The sequence below is a fragment of the Rhodococcoides fascians A25f genome (assembly GCF_000760935.2).
Taxonomy (GTDB): domain Bacteria; phylum Actinomycetota; class Actinomycetes; order Mycobacteriales; family Mycobacteriaceae; genus Rhodococcoides.
This window is the reverse complement of record NZ_CP049744.1, coordinates 1,246,729-1,262,103: the sequence shown is the minus strand read 5'-3', so window position 1 is coordinate 1,262,103 and position 15,375 is coordinate 1,246,729. Positions and strand designations below refer to the sequence as shown.

Genomic DNA, 15,375 nt, shown 5'->3' with positions numbered 1-15,375 from the left:
GACCGCGCTCAGCGCGGCCCACTGCACCGGATTCGAGCACGAAAAAGCCCGACCCCCTCGAAAGGGAGTCGGGCTTCTTCAGCGAGGGGCTGGACTCAGAAGTCCATGCCGCCCATGCCACCGGTCGGATCGCCAGCGGGCGCTCCGGCCTTTTCGGGCTTGTCGGCGACGACGGCCTCGGTGGTGAGGAACAGAGCCGCGATGGACGCTGCGTTCTGCAGTGCCGAGCGGGTGACCTTGACCGGGTCGTTGATGCCTGCAGCGAGCAGGTCCTCGTACTCGTTGGTCGCGGCGTTGAGGCCGTGACCGGCGGGCAGGTTGGCAACCTTGTCCGCAACGACGCCGGGCTCGAGGCCTGCGTTGAATGCGATCTGCTTGAGCGGAGCGGACAGCGCGACGCGAACGATGTTCACGCCGGTTGCCTCGTCACCGTCGAGCTTGAGGTTGTCGAGTGCGGGCGCTGCCTGGAGCAGTGCCACGCCGCCACCGGCGACGATGCCTTCTTCGACGGCTGCCTTGGCGTTGCGCACTGCATCTTCGATGCGGTGCTTGCGCTCCTTGAGCTCGACCTCGGTTGCGGCTCCGGCCTTGATGACTGCAACGCCGCCGGCCAGCTTGGCCAGGCGCTCCTGCAGCTTCTCGCGGTCGTAGTCGGAATCGGAGTTCTCGATCTCGGCGCGGATCTGGTTGACGCGACCGGCGATGGCGTCGGAATCGCCCGAGCCCTCGACGATGGTGGTCTCGTCCTTGGTGATGACGACCTTGCGTGCCTGACCGAGCAGCTCGAGTCCGGCGGTCTCCAGGGAGAGGCCGACCTCTTCGCTGATGACCTCGCCACCGGTGAGGATGGCGATGTCGGCGAGCTGCGCCTTGCGACGGTCACCGAATCCGGGAGCCTTGACGGCGACGGACTTGAAGGTGCCACGGATCTTGTTCACCACGAGGGTGGAGAGAGCTTCGCCCTCGACGTCCTCGGCGATGATGACGAGCGGCTTGCCGGACTGGATGACCTTCTCCAGCAGGGGCAGCAGGTCCTTGACGGTGCTGATCTTGGAGCTGACGAGCAGGATGTACGCGTCTTCGAGGACGGCTTCCTGACGCTCTGCATCGGTGGCGAAGTACGCCGAGATGTAGCCCTTGTCGAAGCGCATGCCCTCGGTGAGCTCGAGCTGCAGGCCGAAGGTGTTGGACTCCTCGACCGTGATGACGCCTTCCTTGCCGACCTTGTCCATTGCCTCGGCGATGAGCTCGCCGATGGACGGGTCGCCTGCGGAGATGCCAGCGGTAGCAGCGATCTGCTCCTTGGTGTCGATCTCCTTGGCGGACGCGAGCAGAGCCTCGGTGACGGCTGCAACAGCCTTCTCGATGCCGCGCTTGAGGCCGAGCGGGTTCGCGCCGGCTGCGACGTTGCGCAGGCCTTCACGGACGAGTGCCTGGGCGAGAACGGTAGCGGTGGTGGTGCCGTCGCCTGCGACGTCGTCGGTCTTCTTGGCGACCTCCTTGACGAGCTCGGCACCGATCTTCTCGTAGGGATCTTCGAGCTCGATCTCCTTGGCGATGGAAACACCATCGTTGGTGATCGTGGGAGCTCCCCACTTCTTCTCGAGTACGACGTTGCGACCCTTGGGGCCCAACGTCACCTTTACTGCGTCGGCGAGGGCATTGAGGCCTCGCTCGAGGCCACGGCGTGCCTCTTCGTCGAACGCGATGATCTTGGCCATTGCGAAGTGATCCTCCGGATTGGGGGTGACACATTGCTGGCCGAGCTCGGTGCCCGCGACGGACGACCAGGGGTGTCGTTGATTCCCCGGCCTCACCGTGTCCCGACCTGGCACTCACGTGTCGAGAGTGCCAACTGCATTTCTAGCACTCGACCATGGCGAGTGCAAGGTCGTCCGCCTCGAGCGAACCACCACCGCCCCTGTGCCCGACGCCACCGCGCGACGCAGGTCTCGAGCAGATGCTCAGCCGAGCTGCCATTCGTCACACACTGTTCACACCAGTACGCGTTGTTAACATCCGAATACTGTGCATCGAACCCTCGGCGCTAATACCGTTGAGCGACAACAGCTTCGACGCCACAAAATTCGGACAAAACCCTACAAATCCGACAGTAAGGATCGAAACATGTCCGATACGGTCGACACCTCGTACGACAACTCGGCGATGGACCACGAGGAAGAGGGCTACCACAAGGGCCTCAAACCTCGGCAGTTGCAGATGATCGCGATCGGTGGCGCAATCGGCACCGGCCTGTTCCTCGGCGCGGGCGGACGCCTGGCCAGCGCCGGGCCCGGCCTCTTTCTCGCCTACGCACTCTGTGGAATCTTCGTCTTCTTCATTCTGCGTGCCCTCGGCGAGTTGGTGCTGCACCGTCCGTCGTCGGGCAGTTTCGTCTCCTACGCGCGTGAGTTCTTCGGCGAGAAAGCCGCTTTCGTCGCCGGGTGGATGTACTTCCTGAACTGGGCGATGACGGCCATCGTCGACGTCACCGCCATCGCGACGTACATGCATTACTGGGGCAGTTTCGAGGTGATCCCGCAGTGGGTCATCGCATTGATTGCTCTGGTCATCGTCATGAGCTTGAATCTCGTGTCGGTCAAGTGGTTCGGTGAGATGGAGTTCTGGGCGGCCATCATCAAGGTCATTGCCTTGGTGACCTTCCTGATCGTGGGCGTCGTGTTCCTCGCGGGCCGGATCCCCGTCGGTACCCAGATGCCGGGCATCAGTCTCATCACCGACAACGGCGGGTTGTTCCCGTCGGGCGCGTGGCCGCTCGTCATCGTCATCTCCGGCGTCGTGTTCGCTTACGCCGCAGTCGAATTGGTGGGCACTGCCGCGGGTGAGACCGAGAACCCGGAGAAGATCATGCCGCGGGCGATCAACTCGGTCATCGCGCGTATCGCTCTGTTCTACGTCGGCTCGCTCGTACTGCTCGCGCTGCTGATGCCGTACACCGCATACCAGTCCGGTACCTCACCGTTCGTGACGTTCTTCTCGAGCATCGGCCTCGGCGGCGCGGGCACCATCATGAACATCGTGGTGCTCACGGCGGCACTGTCTTCCCTGAACGCCGGCCTGTACTCGACCGGCCGCATCCTGCGGTCGATGGCGATGAACGGCAGCGCGCCGGAGTTCACCAAGAAGATGACCAAGGGCGGAGTGCCGTTCGGCGGCATTCTGCTCACCTGCTTCATCACCTTGTTCGGTGTCGCCCTGAACGCGATCGCGCCCGGCGAGGCATTCGAGATCGTGCTCAACATGTCTGCACTGGGCATCATCGCCAGCTGGGCAACCATCGTCCTGTGCCAGATCCAGCTGTACCGCTGGTCCAAGAAGGGCATCGTGGAGCGGCCCAAGTTCCGCCTCTTCGGCGCGCCGTACACCAGCTACGCGACGCTGGTGTTCCTGTTCGGCGTGCTGGTACTGATGGCCTTCGACGCGCCTATCGGGTCGTGGACCATCGCCACCCTGGTGGTCATCATTCCCGCGCTGATCGGTGGCTGGTACCTGGTACGCACCAAGGTGCTCACCGTCGCCGAGGAACGCTTGGGCTACACCGGTCAGTACCCGGTGGTGGCGAATCGTCCGACCGAACCGGAGGAGTGACCCGTACACACCCCGAGGAACAGGGCCCCGCATCGAGTCGATGCGGGGCCCTGCTTCGTGCACGGGCCGGTGTCGTCAGGAGAACCTGAGCCATCTCGATCGAGTGAACGGTGAGCGTCGCACGGGCGGTTCCGGAATCCCTGCGGCAATGGCGGCAGCGACGGCGTCGGCCAGGTCCACGCAGGTCTCGAAACGATCCGCCGGGTCCTTGGCCAATGCGCGTGCGACCACCGCATCGAGTCCCCGCGGTAGTGATCGCCGACGCCGCGTCACCGCAGGCGGCTCGGCCGACAGATGGGCTGCGGTGATCGCGAGTGGCGTGGCCAAGGGGTACGGCGTTCGCCCGGTGAGTAATTCGACCAGAGTCGCCCCCAGTGCGTAGACGTCGGTCTGCGCGCTCAGTGCTTCCCCGCGGAGCAGTTCCGGTGCCGCGTAGTGAATGGACGCGAGCACCGTTCCGCCGACGACCAACGGCGTCGAGTCGTCGACCAGACGCGCAATTCCCCAGTCGGACAACAACACCTGCTCGTAGCCGTCCACCCGCTCGGTGGAGATGAGGATGTTCGACGGCTTGACGTCCCGGTGCAGGACGCCGTTCGAGTGGGCGTAGTCGAGCCCCTTGGCCACCTCGGCGACGATGCGCGCCACCCGGGAGACGTCGAGCGCGATCTGACCGCGAGCGACCAGCCGCGACGCGCTGTACCCGTCGACGTAGTGCATCGACATCCACAGCTGGTGCTCGAACTCACCATGTTCGTGCACCGACACGATGTTCGGATGCACCAAGAGCGCCGCAACGGTGGCCTCGGTCCGAAATTTGGTGCGTAGTCGCGGTGACCGCGATGCGTCACGATCGAGAACCTTCAGTGCTTCGAGCCGATCGTGTCCGCGACCGAGGACCAGGTACACCTCACTCATGCCGCCGACCCCCAGGCGACGCTGCACTCGAAAGCCCGCAAACTCGGTGCCCGGCTGCAACCGACCGGGAGTCACGGAATCACCTGTGCAACAGCACTACTCGCGGCACATCGACTCCCACGAAGGACGACCGGGCGAGACCGCAACATCGACAGAACTGTAGTCCGTTCGGGTGTTCGCGGCGACTCGGCAGACTGTCGACGCGGGCTTGTCTCCCCTGCTCACCGGCTCCGTCACGTTTCGCCGCCCGCGCCGACGTCGTTTATGGTGATTACCGGTACTTGACCAAAACAAGGGAAAAAGAACGGCAAACCGATAGTGGTCAGCCGATCACCTCGACTCGAGTTGTAAGGAAGTCAAGTAAGTGAAAGCAGTAAAAGAAGCGTGGGGCGGCCTGCTCAAGCCGGTCTTCGTCCCCGCATCTATCGTCATTTTTGTCATGATCGCCTTCTCGGTGATCTACGCCGGCACTGCCGCCGACGCATTCGACAATCTCAACAACGCCATCACCAGCGGAGTCGGCTGGTGGTACATCCTGGCCACCACCGGCTTCGTGCTGTTCGCGCTGTACTGCGGTCTGAGCAAAGTCGGCAACATCCGCCTCGGACGTGACGACGAGAAGCCCGAATTCGGCGTCCTGTCCTGGTTCGCGATGCTGTTCAGCGCCGGCATGGGCATCGGCCTGGTGTTCTACGGCGTCGCCGAGCCTCTTTCGCACTACGTCACACCGCCCGAAGCCGGCGGCGTTCCCGGCAGCACCGACCCGGCAGCGCGTCAGGCGATGGAGCTGACCCTGTTCCACTGGGGTCTGCACGCCTGGGCCATCTACGTGGTGGTCGGCCTCGGGCTGGCCTACATGACGTACCGCAAGGGACGCCCGCTGTCCGTGCGTTGGCTGCTCGAGCCGCTTCTGGGGCGCAAGCGCATCGAGGGCGGCATCGGCCATGCGATCGACGCCGTCGCAATCATCGGCACGTTGTTCGGCGTTGCCACCTCGCTCGGATTCGGTGTGCAACAGATCTCGGCCGGCCTCGAGTACCTGGGTTGGGTCGATACCAACAACTGGGTGACGGTCATCATCATCGCCGGAGTCACCGGTCTCGCGACGTTCTCCGTCGTGTCCGGCGTCTCACGAGGGCTCAAATGGCTCTCCAACATCAACATGGGAATGGCCGCGGCTCTGGCAGTCTTCGTTCTGATTGCCGGACCGAGCCTGTTTCTCATGCAGTCGTGGGTGCAGAACCTCGGCGGCTACATCCAGGCGTTGCCCGAGTTGATGCTGCGCACGTCACCGTTCTCCGACGACGGCTGGACCGGCGACTGGACCATCTTCTACTGGGGCTGGTGGATGAGCTGGGCGCCGTTCGTCGGCATGTTCATCGCCCGCATCTCACGCGGCCGCACCATCCGCGAGTTCGTGTTCGGAGTACTGCTGGCACCGACGATCATCGGATCGCTGTGGTTCACGATCTTCGGTGATGCCGGCATCCTGCGTCAGCGCGAGAACGGCGACCTGTTGGTCGACGGTGCCGTCGACACGAACACGAGTCTGTTTCAGCTGCTCGACACGTTGCCGTTGGCCACGATCAGCAGCGTGCTGGCGATCTTCGTCATCGTGTTCTTCTTCGTGACGTCCTCCGACTCCGGCTCGCTGGTCATCGACATCCTCTCCACCGGCGGCGATCTGGAGCCCCCGAAGATCACCCGCGTGTACTGGTCGATTCTCGAAGGCGTGGCAGCGACGGTTCTGCTCCTCATCGGCGGAACCGGATCGTTGACGGCCTTGCAAACGATGTCGATAGCCACGGCAGTGCCGTTCTCGATCATCCTGGTGCTCGCGTGCGTGTCGATGCTCAGGGCCTTCCGCTACGACGTCGCCACCACCCCGCGGTACGTGCGCGTGACCACTACGCCGGAGGTCAAGGACAGCGAACAGGACCCAGCTCGGTCGACTCCGCGCAAGAAGGCGTCGGCAGGCATCTCGAGCACGTTCTCCGGCCTGACAGCGTCACGGGAGGGACTCACTTCGCCCGCTCGCACCGGGACCGTCGTGCTCGCGGTGCACGAGGTGTCCACCGAACAGCTCGAGGTTCATCCCGAGACCGGAGCCGTCGAATACTCGAGCGACAACGCTCCCGTCGATCCGCTGGGCGGCGAGGTGTTCGACACTCAGGAGTTCGCCGACTCCGCCGAGGGACAGAAAGACAGCAACCACCCCGGCTGATCGATCGATCCATCTCTGGCCCTCGCGACAGTGTTGCGGGGGTCAGAGGTTTTTCGAAGCCCAGTCGGTGAGCGCCTCGAGCGACGGCAGCAGCGCCTCCCCCGACGTCGTCAGGCTGTACTCCACCGAGATGGGGGGCCCGTCCGTGACGGCGCGCGCCACCAGTCCCGCTTTGCCGAGTTCTCCGAGTCGCTCCGACAGCACCGAGTCACTGATGCCGCCGACAGCGCGGCGCAGGTCCGAGAATCCCATCGGCCCGTTCATCAGCGTCGCAAGAAGAAGTCCGTTCCATCGCTTGCCGAGAAAGCCGAAGGCTTTGGTCAACGCTCCGTCACAGGCACGGGAGTCATGTGGCTGTTCGTTCGTGACCATGACTCCACCCTACCGAGGTGCTACAGTCCGCCTTGCTACTTCTGATTTACTAGTGGCCCCAGAAATGAAAGCAGGGATCATGTTCATCGCAACCCTCGTCGTCTCGGTACTGCTCGCCGTGGCGCTCACGTTCTCGGCAATCGGCAAACTGACGAAAAATCCCTCCGTCATCCCGATGCTCGAGCAGGTGGGCGTCCCCGCCGACAAGATTCCGTGGTTGGCCTACGCGGAGATACTCGGTGCCATCGGCCTCCTGGTCGGCCTGTTGGTCTGGCCCATCGGCGTGGCAGCTGCTGTCGGCGTCATCCTCTACTTCGTCGGTGCGGTTGCCGCGCACCTTCGCGCCAAGGACAAGGACTTCGCCCCAGCCGCCGGACTCGCCGTGTTCGCCGTCGTGGCGCTGGTTCTACGGGTGCTCAGCGCCTGACCAGTCGTAGTCCATCTGGCCCGCGGTGGCGAGGGCGTGATCCGCGCCCGCCCACCGCGCGACCAGATGCAGCGCGAGATCGAGGCCGGCACTGATACCGGCCGATGTCGCCAGATCGCCATGATCGATGTACCGAACGCCCTCGTGCACCACGAGTGCAGGCCACCTTGTCCGCAACAATTCCAGATCTTCCCAGTGCGTCGTCACCGGACGCGCGTCGAGCAGTCCCGCCGCCGCGAGCACGAACGCACCGGTGCACACCGACGCGACCACTTCTGCGGTGGGTCGAGTTCGCTGCAGCCACTCCAGAACTCGGCCGTCCGCTTCGACGGCGTCGACGACGCCGCCGGGAACCAAGACGAGGTCGTAGGTCCGCGGATCGTCGATCGTGGTGTCGACGCCGATCCTCATGCCACCTCGCGCACGCACGGGCGAGGCATCGACGCCGACCAGTACCACCTCGAAAGGCGCTGCGCTACCAGCACGTTCGGCGACACGATCGGCCACCGAGAACACCTCGAACGGACCGCAGGCGTCGAGCACCTCGACGTCGTCGAACAACAGAATCGCTACGCTTCTCATGTCGCCTCAGCTACTCGTGGTCGAAACGATGACGGGCACCATGACAGCAGCCATCACCGCAGTGTTGACGTCGGAAACTGCCTTGCGTACTGCCTCCCCTGCCCACTCACCCTCGGCAATCTCCTTGGCCCGCTTCTTCAACAGCTTCTTGTCCGCATCTGTGATGACCTTGTGAGTGAGATCCACCGCCGAGACGAGCGAGATCAGGGCCGCGGAATGCGGCTCGGGAGTCGTGCCGTCGACGAGCGCGCTTCGTAGCGCATCCCGCAGCACCTTCTCCCGCGAGGTGTCGCGCGCGGGCCACGTCGTCGTCGGGAACAACCCCAACACCTTGTCCTGCTTCTCGGTGACAAAACCCTGAGCCACCAGACGCGCGGCCAGTTCCTTGGCCAGATTCTTCTGCGACTTCTCGATCACCTTCTGCGGCTTCATCGGCCGTGACGTCGTTGCCACGAGATCGAACACACGGCGCAGCAGTGCATCTTCGGGCGGCTCCCCCGCCACGACCACGTGATCCTTCTCGAGCTGCTCGTCGGGGCCGGTGATGCGCAGCGATCCATTCATTGCGAGCTCGACGACCAACGCGCCGGCCAGCACCCGCGGCAACTTGGTGCTGTCTGCCGACGGTTTGCCCGACTCGTCGTCGAGCAACAACAGCAGCAGATCCTCCGCAATCAACGTCATGGAGCGAGATTACCCACAACGCGCGCCCGATTTGCGGTGTTCACCTTCTCGCTACCCAGTGTTTCACCGGTGCCGAACGAGTCAGTTGATCAAGCTCTGCCAGTTCGACGGCACCCGTTCACGCGGCCCCGGAACCGTCTGGTCGAGTGGATGATGCTGCGGTGGAGCAAGTTCGGGGCCGTCGTACATCTGCTCGTCGGCGTAGTTGTAGAACCATTCCTCGCCGGGCTCGTAGCTCCGCACGAACTGATGTCGAGTGGATTCGGCGTGCTTGCTGGCGTGCTGCGACGGCGAGGAATCGCAGCACCCGATATGACCGCACTGCGCACACCGACGCAGGTGCACCCACCAGCCCTGCGTCTGAGTGCACTCGACACAGCCGGGTCCCGACGGCGGAACCTGCGGGTCGATGCCTTCGATGGTCATGATGCCTCCTCGACAGCGGGTTGGACTGGCAGTCTCACGATGAAGCGCGTGTTCCCAGGTTCGGACACCACCTGCAGGTCACCCTGGTGCTTCTTCACCACGATGCGCCACGAGATGTCGAGGCCGAGACCCGTACCCTCGCCGACGGCCTTGGTGGTGAAGAACGGCTCGAAGATGCGTGACCGAATCTCCTGCGGCACACCGGGTCCGGTGTCGCAGATCTCGATCTGCACTTGATCCTCGTCCAACGACGTGCGCACCGTCAAAACCCCCGACCCATCCATCGCCTGCACGGCATTGTCGATCAGGTTCGTCCACACCTGGTTGAGTTCGGCGGCATAGGCGGGGATGGGCGGAACCGCCGGATCGTATTCCTTGACCACCGCGATGTCGTCACCGATCTTGCGGCCCAACATGATCAGTGTGCTGTCGAGCAACTCCCGCACATCCACGGTCTGGTACGGCGCGCGGTCCATCTGCGAATATTGCTTCGCGGCACCGACCAGCGTGGAGATTCGCGTGGTCGAATCCGCGATCTCGTTCATCAGCAACTCGGTTTCGACCGTGTAGTTGAGCCACCTGATCGCACCCTCGAGCATGGCCGGATCGTCGACGGTCGCCGATACCCGATCGAGCCACGGCACATCGAGCCCCGCCGAGACGAACGTGGGGGCCAGATCCCATCCGTCTCGAATGTCCTTGTCCTCGAACCATTCTCCGAGCTCGTCCTCGCGGTCCGACGCCTCCATGGCCGTCAACTTCGGTGCCTTCGCGACCAACTCGACGGCCTCGTTCTGCAGTTCGACCAGACGCGCCAGGCTCGCGCGGTCGAGGGTGCCGCCGGCGATCATCGCCAACTTCTGCCGCATGTGCGCCACCCGATTGCGCAACGCGGACGTCGCCCGCACCGCGGCCGCGGCCGGATTGTTGAGCTCGTGCGTCAACCCTGCCGACAGAGAACCCAACGCCAGCAAGCGCTCTCGCTGCTCCACCACTTGCTTGGTGTTCTGATTTCCGAAGAACAATCCTTCGAGCAGATGCAGGGCCATCGGAAACCACTCGCGCACGATCGATGCGAAACAGTCCGCGTCGAGCACGAAGAAGCGCGAGGGCTCACTCACCCGCATCGAACCCTGGTACGTCTGAGGCACCCGATCACCCAGATATGCCTGCCACGCACCGGCATACACCCCACGTTGCGACGTTCGGTTGATCACCAGATCCTCGCCGCCCGAGAGCTTCGAGAGCACCACAGCACCGTCCATCAAGACGTAGAAGCACGTCGCCGGCTCGCCCTCGGCGTACACCGGACCCGGTTCGATCGTCTCGATGCGCCCGTCCCGACACAGCTCAGCCAACTGAGAGTCGGTGAGATGCTCGAACAGGAACAGCGTCCGCAACTCGTCCGGATCACACGCGAGCGTGCTCACGGGTTCGCCAGATATCTGTGCACCAACATCACGGCCATTGCTCCCTCTCCCACTGCCGACGCGACACGTTTGGCCGAGTCGGATCGAACGTCCCCGGCCGCGAACACCCCGGGCACACTCGTCTCGAGGTGATGCGGAAGTCGGGTGGGCGTCCACCCGGCGGGTCCGCGTCCGTCGGTGACGAGGTCCGGTCCGGTGACCACAAATCCATGATCGTCCCGAACGAGCACTCCGTCGAGCCACTCGGTACGCGGGGCAGCCCCGATGAACAGGAACAGGTACTGCGCGTCGACCGTCGAGGTCTCGTCGGTGGCCCGGTTGCGCAGCGTGATCGACTCGAGGTGACCGTCGCCTGCCACGCCCGCGACCTCGGTACACGGCCGAACGCTGATCTTCGGATTCTCTTCGATCTGCTTGATGAGGTAGTACGACATCGACGCTTCGAGCGAGGTGGCACGGATCAAAATGGTGACGGACCTGGCCCCGCGCGAGAGGTACACCGCTGCCTGCCCGGCCGAGTTCGCGCCGCCGACGATGTAGACGTCCTGCTCGGCGCAGCGTGCGGCCTCGGTCATCGCCGATCCGTAGAACACACCCCGGCCGGTGAAGTCGTCGATTCCGGGTGCGTCCAATCGTCGATAGGCGACGCCGGTGGACAGGATGATCGTCTGCGCACTGATGCTGCGGCCGTCCGCGAACCGCACGGTGCGCGCGGATCCGTTGACATCGAGTCCCACCACGTCCTGTGTGGTGACGACCTCGGCACCGAACTTCAACGCCTGCCGCCGGGCTCGCTCGGCCAGCTGCGCACCCGAGACCCCGTCGGGAAATCCCAGGTAATTCTCGATGCGAGAGCTCTGACCGGCCTGACCGCCCGTCGCGGTCCGCTCGATCAGTGTCGTTCGCAGACCCTCCGACGCGCCGTACAGAGCCGCTCCGAGTCCTGCCGGACCGCCGCCGATCACGACGAGATCGTAGAACTCCTCCGAGGGCGAGACGGTCAGACCGAGCCGGTTACCGAGTTCGGCGTCGGACGGTTCGATCAACGCATCACCCTCGGTGGTGATGACCACCGGGAGCCGGTCGTCTGCCACACCTGCCGCGGCCAGCAGTCGCGCGCCCTCGGACTCGTCGGACATGTACCAGCGGTAGGGCAGTTGATTGCGGGCGAGGAACTCGCGAATCTCCGACGACCGCGCGGACCAGCGGTGGCCGACGATCTTGGTGTCCTCGACGGCTCGGTGGTCGTACGCGCACCAGGCTTCGAGTTGGGCGTCGAGCACGGGGTAGAGCTTTTCCTCGGGCGGATCCCACGGCTTGAGCAGGTAGTAATCGAGATCGATGACGTTGATGGCGTCGATCGCCGCGTCCGTATCCGCGTAGGCGGTGAGCAGAATGCGGCGGGCCGTCGGGAAAAGGTCCATGGCCTGTTCGAGAAATTCCATGCCGCTCATCTGGGGCATGCGGTAGTCGGCCAACAGAATGGCGACCGGGGTGCCGCGCAGCGTGAGTTCTTTGAGTGCGTCCAGTGCCCCGGCACCGGATTCGGCGCGCACGATGCGGTACTGCTCGCCGTAGCGGCGGCGCAGGTCGCGGGCGACCGACCTCGATACTCCGGGATCGTCGTCGACACTGAGAATGACCGGTTTCATGACCCTCCAGGACTGATGCTCACCAACCTCATGAGCATGCCACCGGCTCGCCCCGAATGGGAGGCAAGCGGGCCTGGAAAGAGCGGGGTCAGATTCGGCCGCGTCTGATCAGATCGAGTTCGTGTGGGGTGAGGAGTCGTTCGAGCTTCTCGGCCGGCCAGGTTCGCGGGCTTCCGCTCATCCTGGCGGTCTTCAACAGGGGTAGATCACTGCTGGTACGACGCATTATCGACTGTAATTTCACGGTGGATCACTCCGAACAATTTCTTCGTTGGTCCCGACACTCCGCTTGCTACATCGGTCAGTGTCCGCTCGGTGTTAACGCAGCAGTGGGATCTCGTGCGGCGTTTCGTGGGGAAACACGGTTTCTCGTGCCCCTCCTCGGGGTAAACATTCCTTCAAATCAACTGATCGGGGAACGTTCGTGAACACGTCGGGAAAGTCTGTAGCCAACACCGTTCAAGACAACGGTGCATTCGAGAAAGCGGCGCGCGCCGGCCACTTCGTCAGCGGAGTGCTGCACATCCTCATCGGATACATCGCGATCCGGCTGGCGTTCGGTCAGGCGGGTAACGCCGACCAGTCCGGTGCGCTCGCCGAACTGGCCGACAAGCCCGGCGGAAAGATCGCCCTGTGGGTGGCCGTGGTCGCCTTTGTCGCATTGGCCCTGTGGCGAATCGTCGAAGCGATCGTCGGCAAGAAATCCGACGCCGACGAGGGAAGTGCGCTCGATCGCCTCAAGGCGGCGGCACTGGCCATCGTCTACATCGCCTTCGCATTCTCGACCTACGGTTTCGCGACCGGTTCCGGAAAGTCCAGCGGCCAGCAGAACGCCGGCTATTCGGCCCGGTTGATGGAATCCGGCGGCGGCAAGCTGGTGCTGATCGTCGTGGCCCTCGTCGTCATCGGTGTGGGCGGCTACCACGTCTACAAGGGCGTCTCGAAGAATTTCCTCGACGATCTCGAAGGCCACCAGAGCGGAGCCGTCGTCAAACTCGGTATCGCCGGATACGCAGCCAAGGGCACGGCGCTGGTCGGGGCAGGCATCCTCGTCGTCGTGGCGGTACTGCAGTCCGATCCCTCCAAGGCCACCGGAATCGACGGTGCCGTCAAGACACTGGGTGCCCAGCCGTACGGGCAGGTTCTGCTGGTCCTCGCCGGAGTGGGAATTGCGCTCTACGGGCTCTACGCGTTCGTGTTGGCTCGCTTCGCTCGCATGTGAGTGGAGCTCGCTTCGCTCGCAGGTGAGCGGTAACTCGTAGCAGGGTACGAAGTTCCGCTCACCTAGCTGGCCAATTGTGTCCGCTGACACATAGGATGCGCACGATTGTATGTGACAGTCAGTTGCACGTACCACGACCAATTGGAGGCCCACGTTGAGCAGGACTCTCGAAGCCACGATCGATATCGCCGCGAGCCCCGAGACGGTCTGGTCGATCGTCTCCGACCTCCAGCGCATGGGCGAATGGAGCCCGCAGTGCAAGAAGATGAAGGTCCTCGGCGGACCGGTCGGCAAGGGCACCAAGACGCTCAACGTCAACCGCAAGGGCCTGCTCGTCTGGCCGACGACGTCCAAGGTCGTCACTTTCGAGCCCAATCGTGAACTCGCGTTTCGCGTCGTCGAGAACAAGACGATCTGGTCCTACACCCTGACCCCCACCGCCACCGGAACCACCGTCGTCGAGAAGCGGGAGGCACCCAGCGGCACGTCGACGGTGTCGTCGTTGCTGGTCAAGCGCATCCTCGGCGGCATCGACCAGTTCGACGTCGAACTCGTCGAGGGCATGAACAGCACCCTGCGCCGCATCAAGGTCGAGAGCGAGAAGCTGGTAAAAAAATAATTCTTCTCAGGAAGGTTTCAGGTTTGTTTCCCTCGGGCATCCGGCGTTTCGACAAGCAAACGACACGAACGGAAAGTGGGGGCAACATATGTTGGGTCTCGGAATCATCGGCTGGATCATCATCGGCGGACTCGCAGGTTGGATCGGCAGCAAGATCATGAAGACCGATGCTCAGATGGGCATCATCCTGAACATCGTCGTCGGCATCATCGGCGGCCTCATCGGTGGATACCTGCTCAAGGTCTTCGGCGTCGACGTCGAAGGTGGCGGACTGATCTTCAGCTTCATCACCTGCATCCTGGGCGCATGCATCTTGCTGTTCCTGGTCAAGCTCGTGACAGGTCGCAGCCGCGTCTGATCGACTCGCAGCTCCCGACTGCCGGGGCACCTCACGTACGCTGTGAGGGCCTCGGCAGTCGTGCGTCTGCGCCTCGACTGCTTCCAGCACCACGACATGCCAACCCCTGTCCGACGAAAAGTTAGAGGAGACCGTGGCACGCCGTCCCGCCCCGATTGGTCAACCGCCCCGCACCGGAGTGGCTCACATCGTCGACTTGGTCCGTGAAACGGTTCCACCGCTACACCCCGCAGGGCTTCCGTTCGTCGGTGGTCCGCTCGCAGTTGCAGTGCTCGGCCGCCGCTCGAAGTGGGTTCGCAATGCCGGACTCGTCGCCGCCGGAGCCTGCGCCACCTTCTTCCGCCACCCATCACGGGTGCCGCCGAACCGCCCCGGAGTCGTCGTCGCTCCCGCCGACGGCCTCGTCACCCTCGTCGATACTGCGGTCCCGCCGGCCGAGCTCGATCTCGGCTCCGAGCCGGTCCCGCGCGTGAGCATCTTCCTCTCGGTCCTGGACGTGCACGTACAGCGTGTTCCCGTCGGCGGCCGAGTGATGGAGGTCGTTCATCGCCGCGGCCAGTTCAAATCCGCCGATCTCGCCGAGGCCAGCGAAGTCAACGAACGCAACAGCATGCACATCAGGACCGACTCCGGCCAGGACGTCGCCGTCGTGCAGATCGCCGGCCTCATCGCGCGACGCATCATCAACAACGCCAAGGTGGGCGATACGCTCTCGATCGGCGACACGTACGGCCTGATCCGATTCGGCTCACGCGTCGACACCTACTTCCCCGCGGGCACGACCTTGCTGGTCGAGCGCGGCCAACGCGCAGTCGGTGCCGAGACGGTCCTCGCCGAGCTGTCGCAGTAGAC

Annotated in this window: 15 protein-coding genes; 7 read left to right on the top strand and 8 right to left on the bottom strand. The window is 63.9% G+C overall.

What is annotated here, in order from left to right; genetic code table 11:
• Positions 1–95 precede the first annotated feature (95 nt).
• Positions 96–1,721 carry a chaperonin GroEL gene (gene groL, locus BH93_RS06020; RefSeq protein WP_032380280.1) on the bottom strand — a complete coding sequence of 542 codons (1,626 nt, stop codon included), beginning with the start codon at positions 1,719–1,721 and terminating at the stop codon, positions 96–98.
• Between the two features lie 406 nt (positions 1,722–2,127).
• Between groL and BH93_RS06015 the strand changes: the two genes are divergently transcribed.
• The gene (locus BH93_RS06015; RefSeq protein ID WP_032380279.1) at positions 2,128–3,609 is read left to right on the top strand and encodes an amino acid permease; all 1,482 of its coding nucleotides are present in this window, start codon (positions 2,128–2,130) and stop codon (positions 3,607–3,609) included.
• Positions 3,610–3,684: 75 nt separating this feature from the next.
• Here the strand turns inward: BH93_RS06015 and BH93_RS06010 are convergent, their stop codons facing one another.
• Positions 3,685–4,602 carry a serine/threonine-protein kinase gene (locus tag BH93_RS06010; protein WP_037171981.1) on the bottom strand — a complete coding sequence of 306 codons (918 nt, stop codon included), beginning with the start codon at positions 4,600–4,602 and terminating at the stop codon, positions 3,685–3,687.
• Positions 4,603–4,891: 289 nt separating this feature from the next.
• On the opposite strand from BH93_RS06010, the gene BH93_RS06005 reads away from it, so the two are divergent.
• Complete coding sequence (locus BH93_RS06005) at positions 4,892–6,751, top strand: BCCT family transporter (RefSeq protein WP_037171982.1); 1,860 nt, start codon at positions 4,892–4,894, stop codon at positions 6,749–6,751.
• 42 nt (positions 6,752–6,793) lie between these two features.
• On the opposite strand, the gene BH93_RS06000 is transcribed toward BH93_RS06005, so the two are convergent.
• Positions 6,794–7,123 carry a winged helix-turn-helix transcriptional regulator gene (locus BH93_RS06000; protein WP_037171984.1) on the bottom strand — a complete coding sequence of 110 codons (330 nt, stop codon included), beginning with the start codon at positions 7,121–7,123 and terminating at the stop codon, positions 6,794–6,796.
• A gap of 79 nt (positions 7,124–7,202) precedes the next feature.
• Here BH93_RS06000 and BH93_RS05995 point away from each other — a divergent pair, with 79 nt between their 5' ends.
• Entirely contained in the window at positions 7,203–7,550 is a 348-nt protein-coding gene (locus BH93_RS05995) for a DoxX family protein (protein ID WP_032402070.1), read from the top strand.
• On the opposite strand, the gene BH93_RS05990 is transcribed toward BH93_RS05995, so the two are convergent.
• The 5 genes from BH93_RS05990 to BH93_RS05970 all read right to left on the bottom strand — a co-directional run bounded on the left by BH93_RS05990 (position 7,530) and on the right by BH93_RS05970 (position 12,324).
• A complete protein-coding gene (locus BH93_RS05990; RefSeq protein WP_037171986.1) occupies positions 7,530–8,132 on the bottom strand; it encodes a DJ-1/PfpI family protein in 603 nt (200 codons plus the stop codon). The genes BH93_RS05995 and BH93_RS05990 overlap by 21 nt on opposite strands.
• Positions 8,133–8,138: 6 nt before the next feature.
• Entirely contained in the window at positions 8,139–8,816 is a 678-nt protein-coding gene (locus BH93_RS05985; protein ID WP_037171987.1) for a GOLPH3/VPS74 family protein, read from the bottom strand.
• A gap of 81 nt (positions 8,817–8,897) precedes the next feature.
• A complete protein-coding gene (locus BH93_RS05980; RefSeq protein WP_032380273.1) occupies positions 8,898–9,242 on the bottom strand; it encodes a UBP-type zinc finger domain-containing protein in 345 nt (114 codons plus the stop codon).
• Positions 9,239–10,672, bottom strand: a complete 1,434-nt coding sequence (locus BH93_RS28120; RefSeq protein WP_037171989.1) for an ATP-binding protein — start codon at positions 10,670–10,672, stop codon at positions 9,239–9,241. Before BH93_RS28120 ends, BH93_RS05980 begins: the two co-directional genes overlap by 4 nt.
• Positions 10,669–12,324, bottom strand: coding sequence for an FAD-dependent oxidoreductase (locus BH93_RS05970; protein ID WP_037148826.1), 1,656 nt, complete (start codon positions 12,322–12,324; stop codon positions 10,669–10,671). Before BH93_RS05970 ends, BH93_RS28120 begins: the two co-directional genes overlap by 4 nt.
• A 424-nt stretch (positions 12,325–12,748) precedes the next feature.
• Here BH93_RS05970 and BH93_RS05965 point away from each other — a divergent pair, with 424 nt between their 5' ends.
• From BH93_RS05965 to BH93_RS05950, 4 genes are all read left to right on the top strand, one after another.
• Complete coding sequence (locus BH93_RS05965; protein ID WP_037171992.1) at positions 12,749–13,546, top strand: DUF1206 domain-containing protein; 798 nt, start codon at positions 12,749–12,751, stop codon at positions 13,544–13,546.
• Positions 13,547–13,700: 154 nt separating this feature from the next.
• Entirely contained in the window at positions 13,701–14,165 is a 465-nt protein-coding gene (locus tag BH93_RS05960) for an SRPBCC family protein (protein WP_037171993.1), read from the top strand.
• A gap of 88 nt (positions 14,166–14,253) precedes the next feature.
• Complete coding sequence (locus BH93_RS05955; RefSeq protein ID WP_027498459.1) at positions 14,254–14,523, top strand: GlsB/YeaQ/YmgE family stress response membrane protein; 270 nt, start codon at positions 14,254–14,256, stop codon at positions 14,521–14,523.
• Positions 14,524–14,656: 133 nt separating this feature from the next.
• Positions 14,657–15,373: a phosphatidylserine decarboxylase gene (locus tag BH93_RS05950; RefSeq protein WP_032401775.1), complete on the top strand. Its 717-nt coding sequence runs from the start codon at positions 14,657–14,659 to the stop codon at positions 15,371–15,373.
• Positions 15,374–15,375: the final 2 nt, after the last annotated feature.

Coding starts and splice junctions, on each gene's coding strand:
- BH93_RS05955 (WP_027498459.1), top strand. CDS start 14,254: ATGTTGGGTCTCGGAATCATCGGCTGGATCATCATCGGCGGACTCGCA.
- BH93_RS06000 (WP_037171984.1), bottom strand. CDS start 7,123: ATGGTCACGAACGAACAGCCACATGACTCCCGTGCCTGTGACGGAGCG.
- BH93_RS05990 (WP_037171986.1), bottom strand. CDS start 8,132: ATGAGAAGCGTAGCGATTCTGTTGTTCGACGACGTCGAGGTGCTCGAC.
- BH93_RS05985 (WP_037171987.1), bottom strand. CDS start 8,816: ATGACGTTGATTGCGGAGGATCTGCTGCTGTTGTTGCTCGACGACGAG.
- BH93_RS05980 (WP_032380273.1), bottom strand. CDS start 9,242: ATGACCATCGAAGGCATCGACCCGCAGGTTCCGCCGTCGGGACCCGGC.
- BH93_RS05995 (WP_032402070.1), top strand. CDS start 7,203: ATGTTCATCGCAACCCTCGTCGTCTCGGTACTGCTCGCCGTGGCGCTC.
- groL (WP_032380280.1), bottom strand. CDS start 1,721: ATGGCCAAGATCATCGCGTTCGACGAAGAGGCACGCCGTGGCCTCGAG.
- BH93_RS06015 (WP_032380279.1), top strand. CDS start 2,128: ATGTCCGATACGGTCGACACCTCGTACGACAACTCGGCGATGGACCAC.
- BH93_RS05970 (WP_037148826.1), bottom strand. CDS start 12,324: ATGAAACCGGTCATTCTCAGTGTCGACGACGATCCCGGAGTATCGAGG.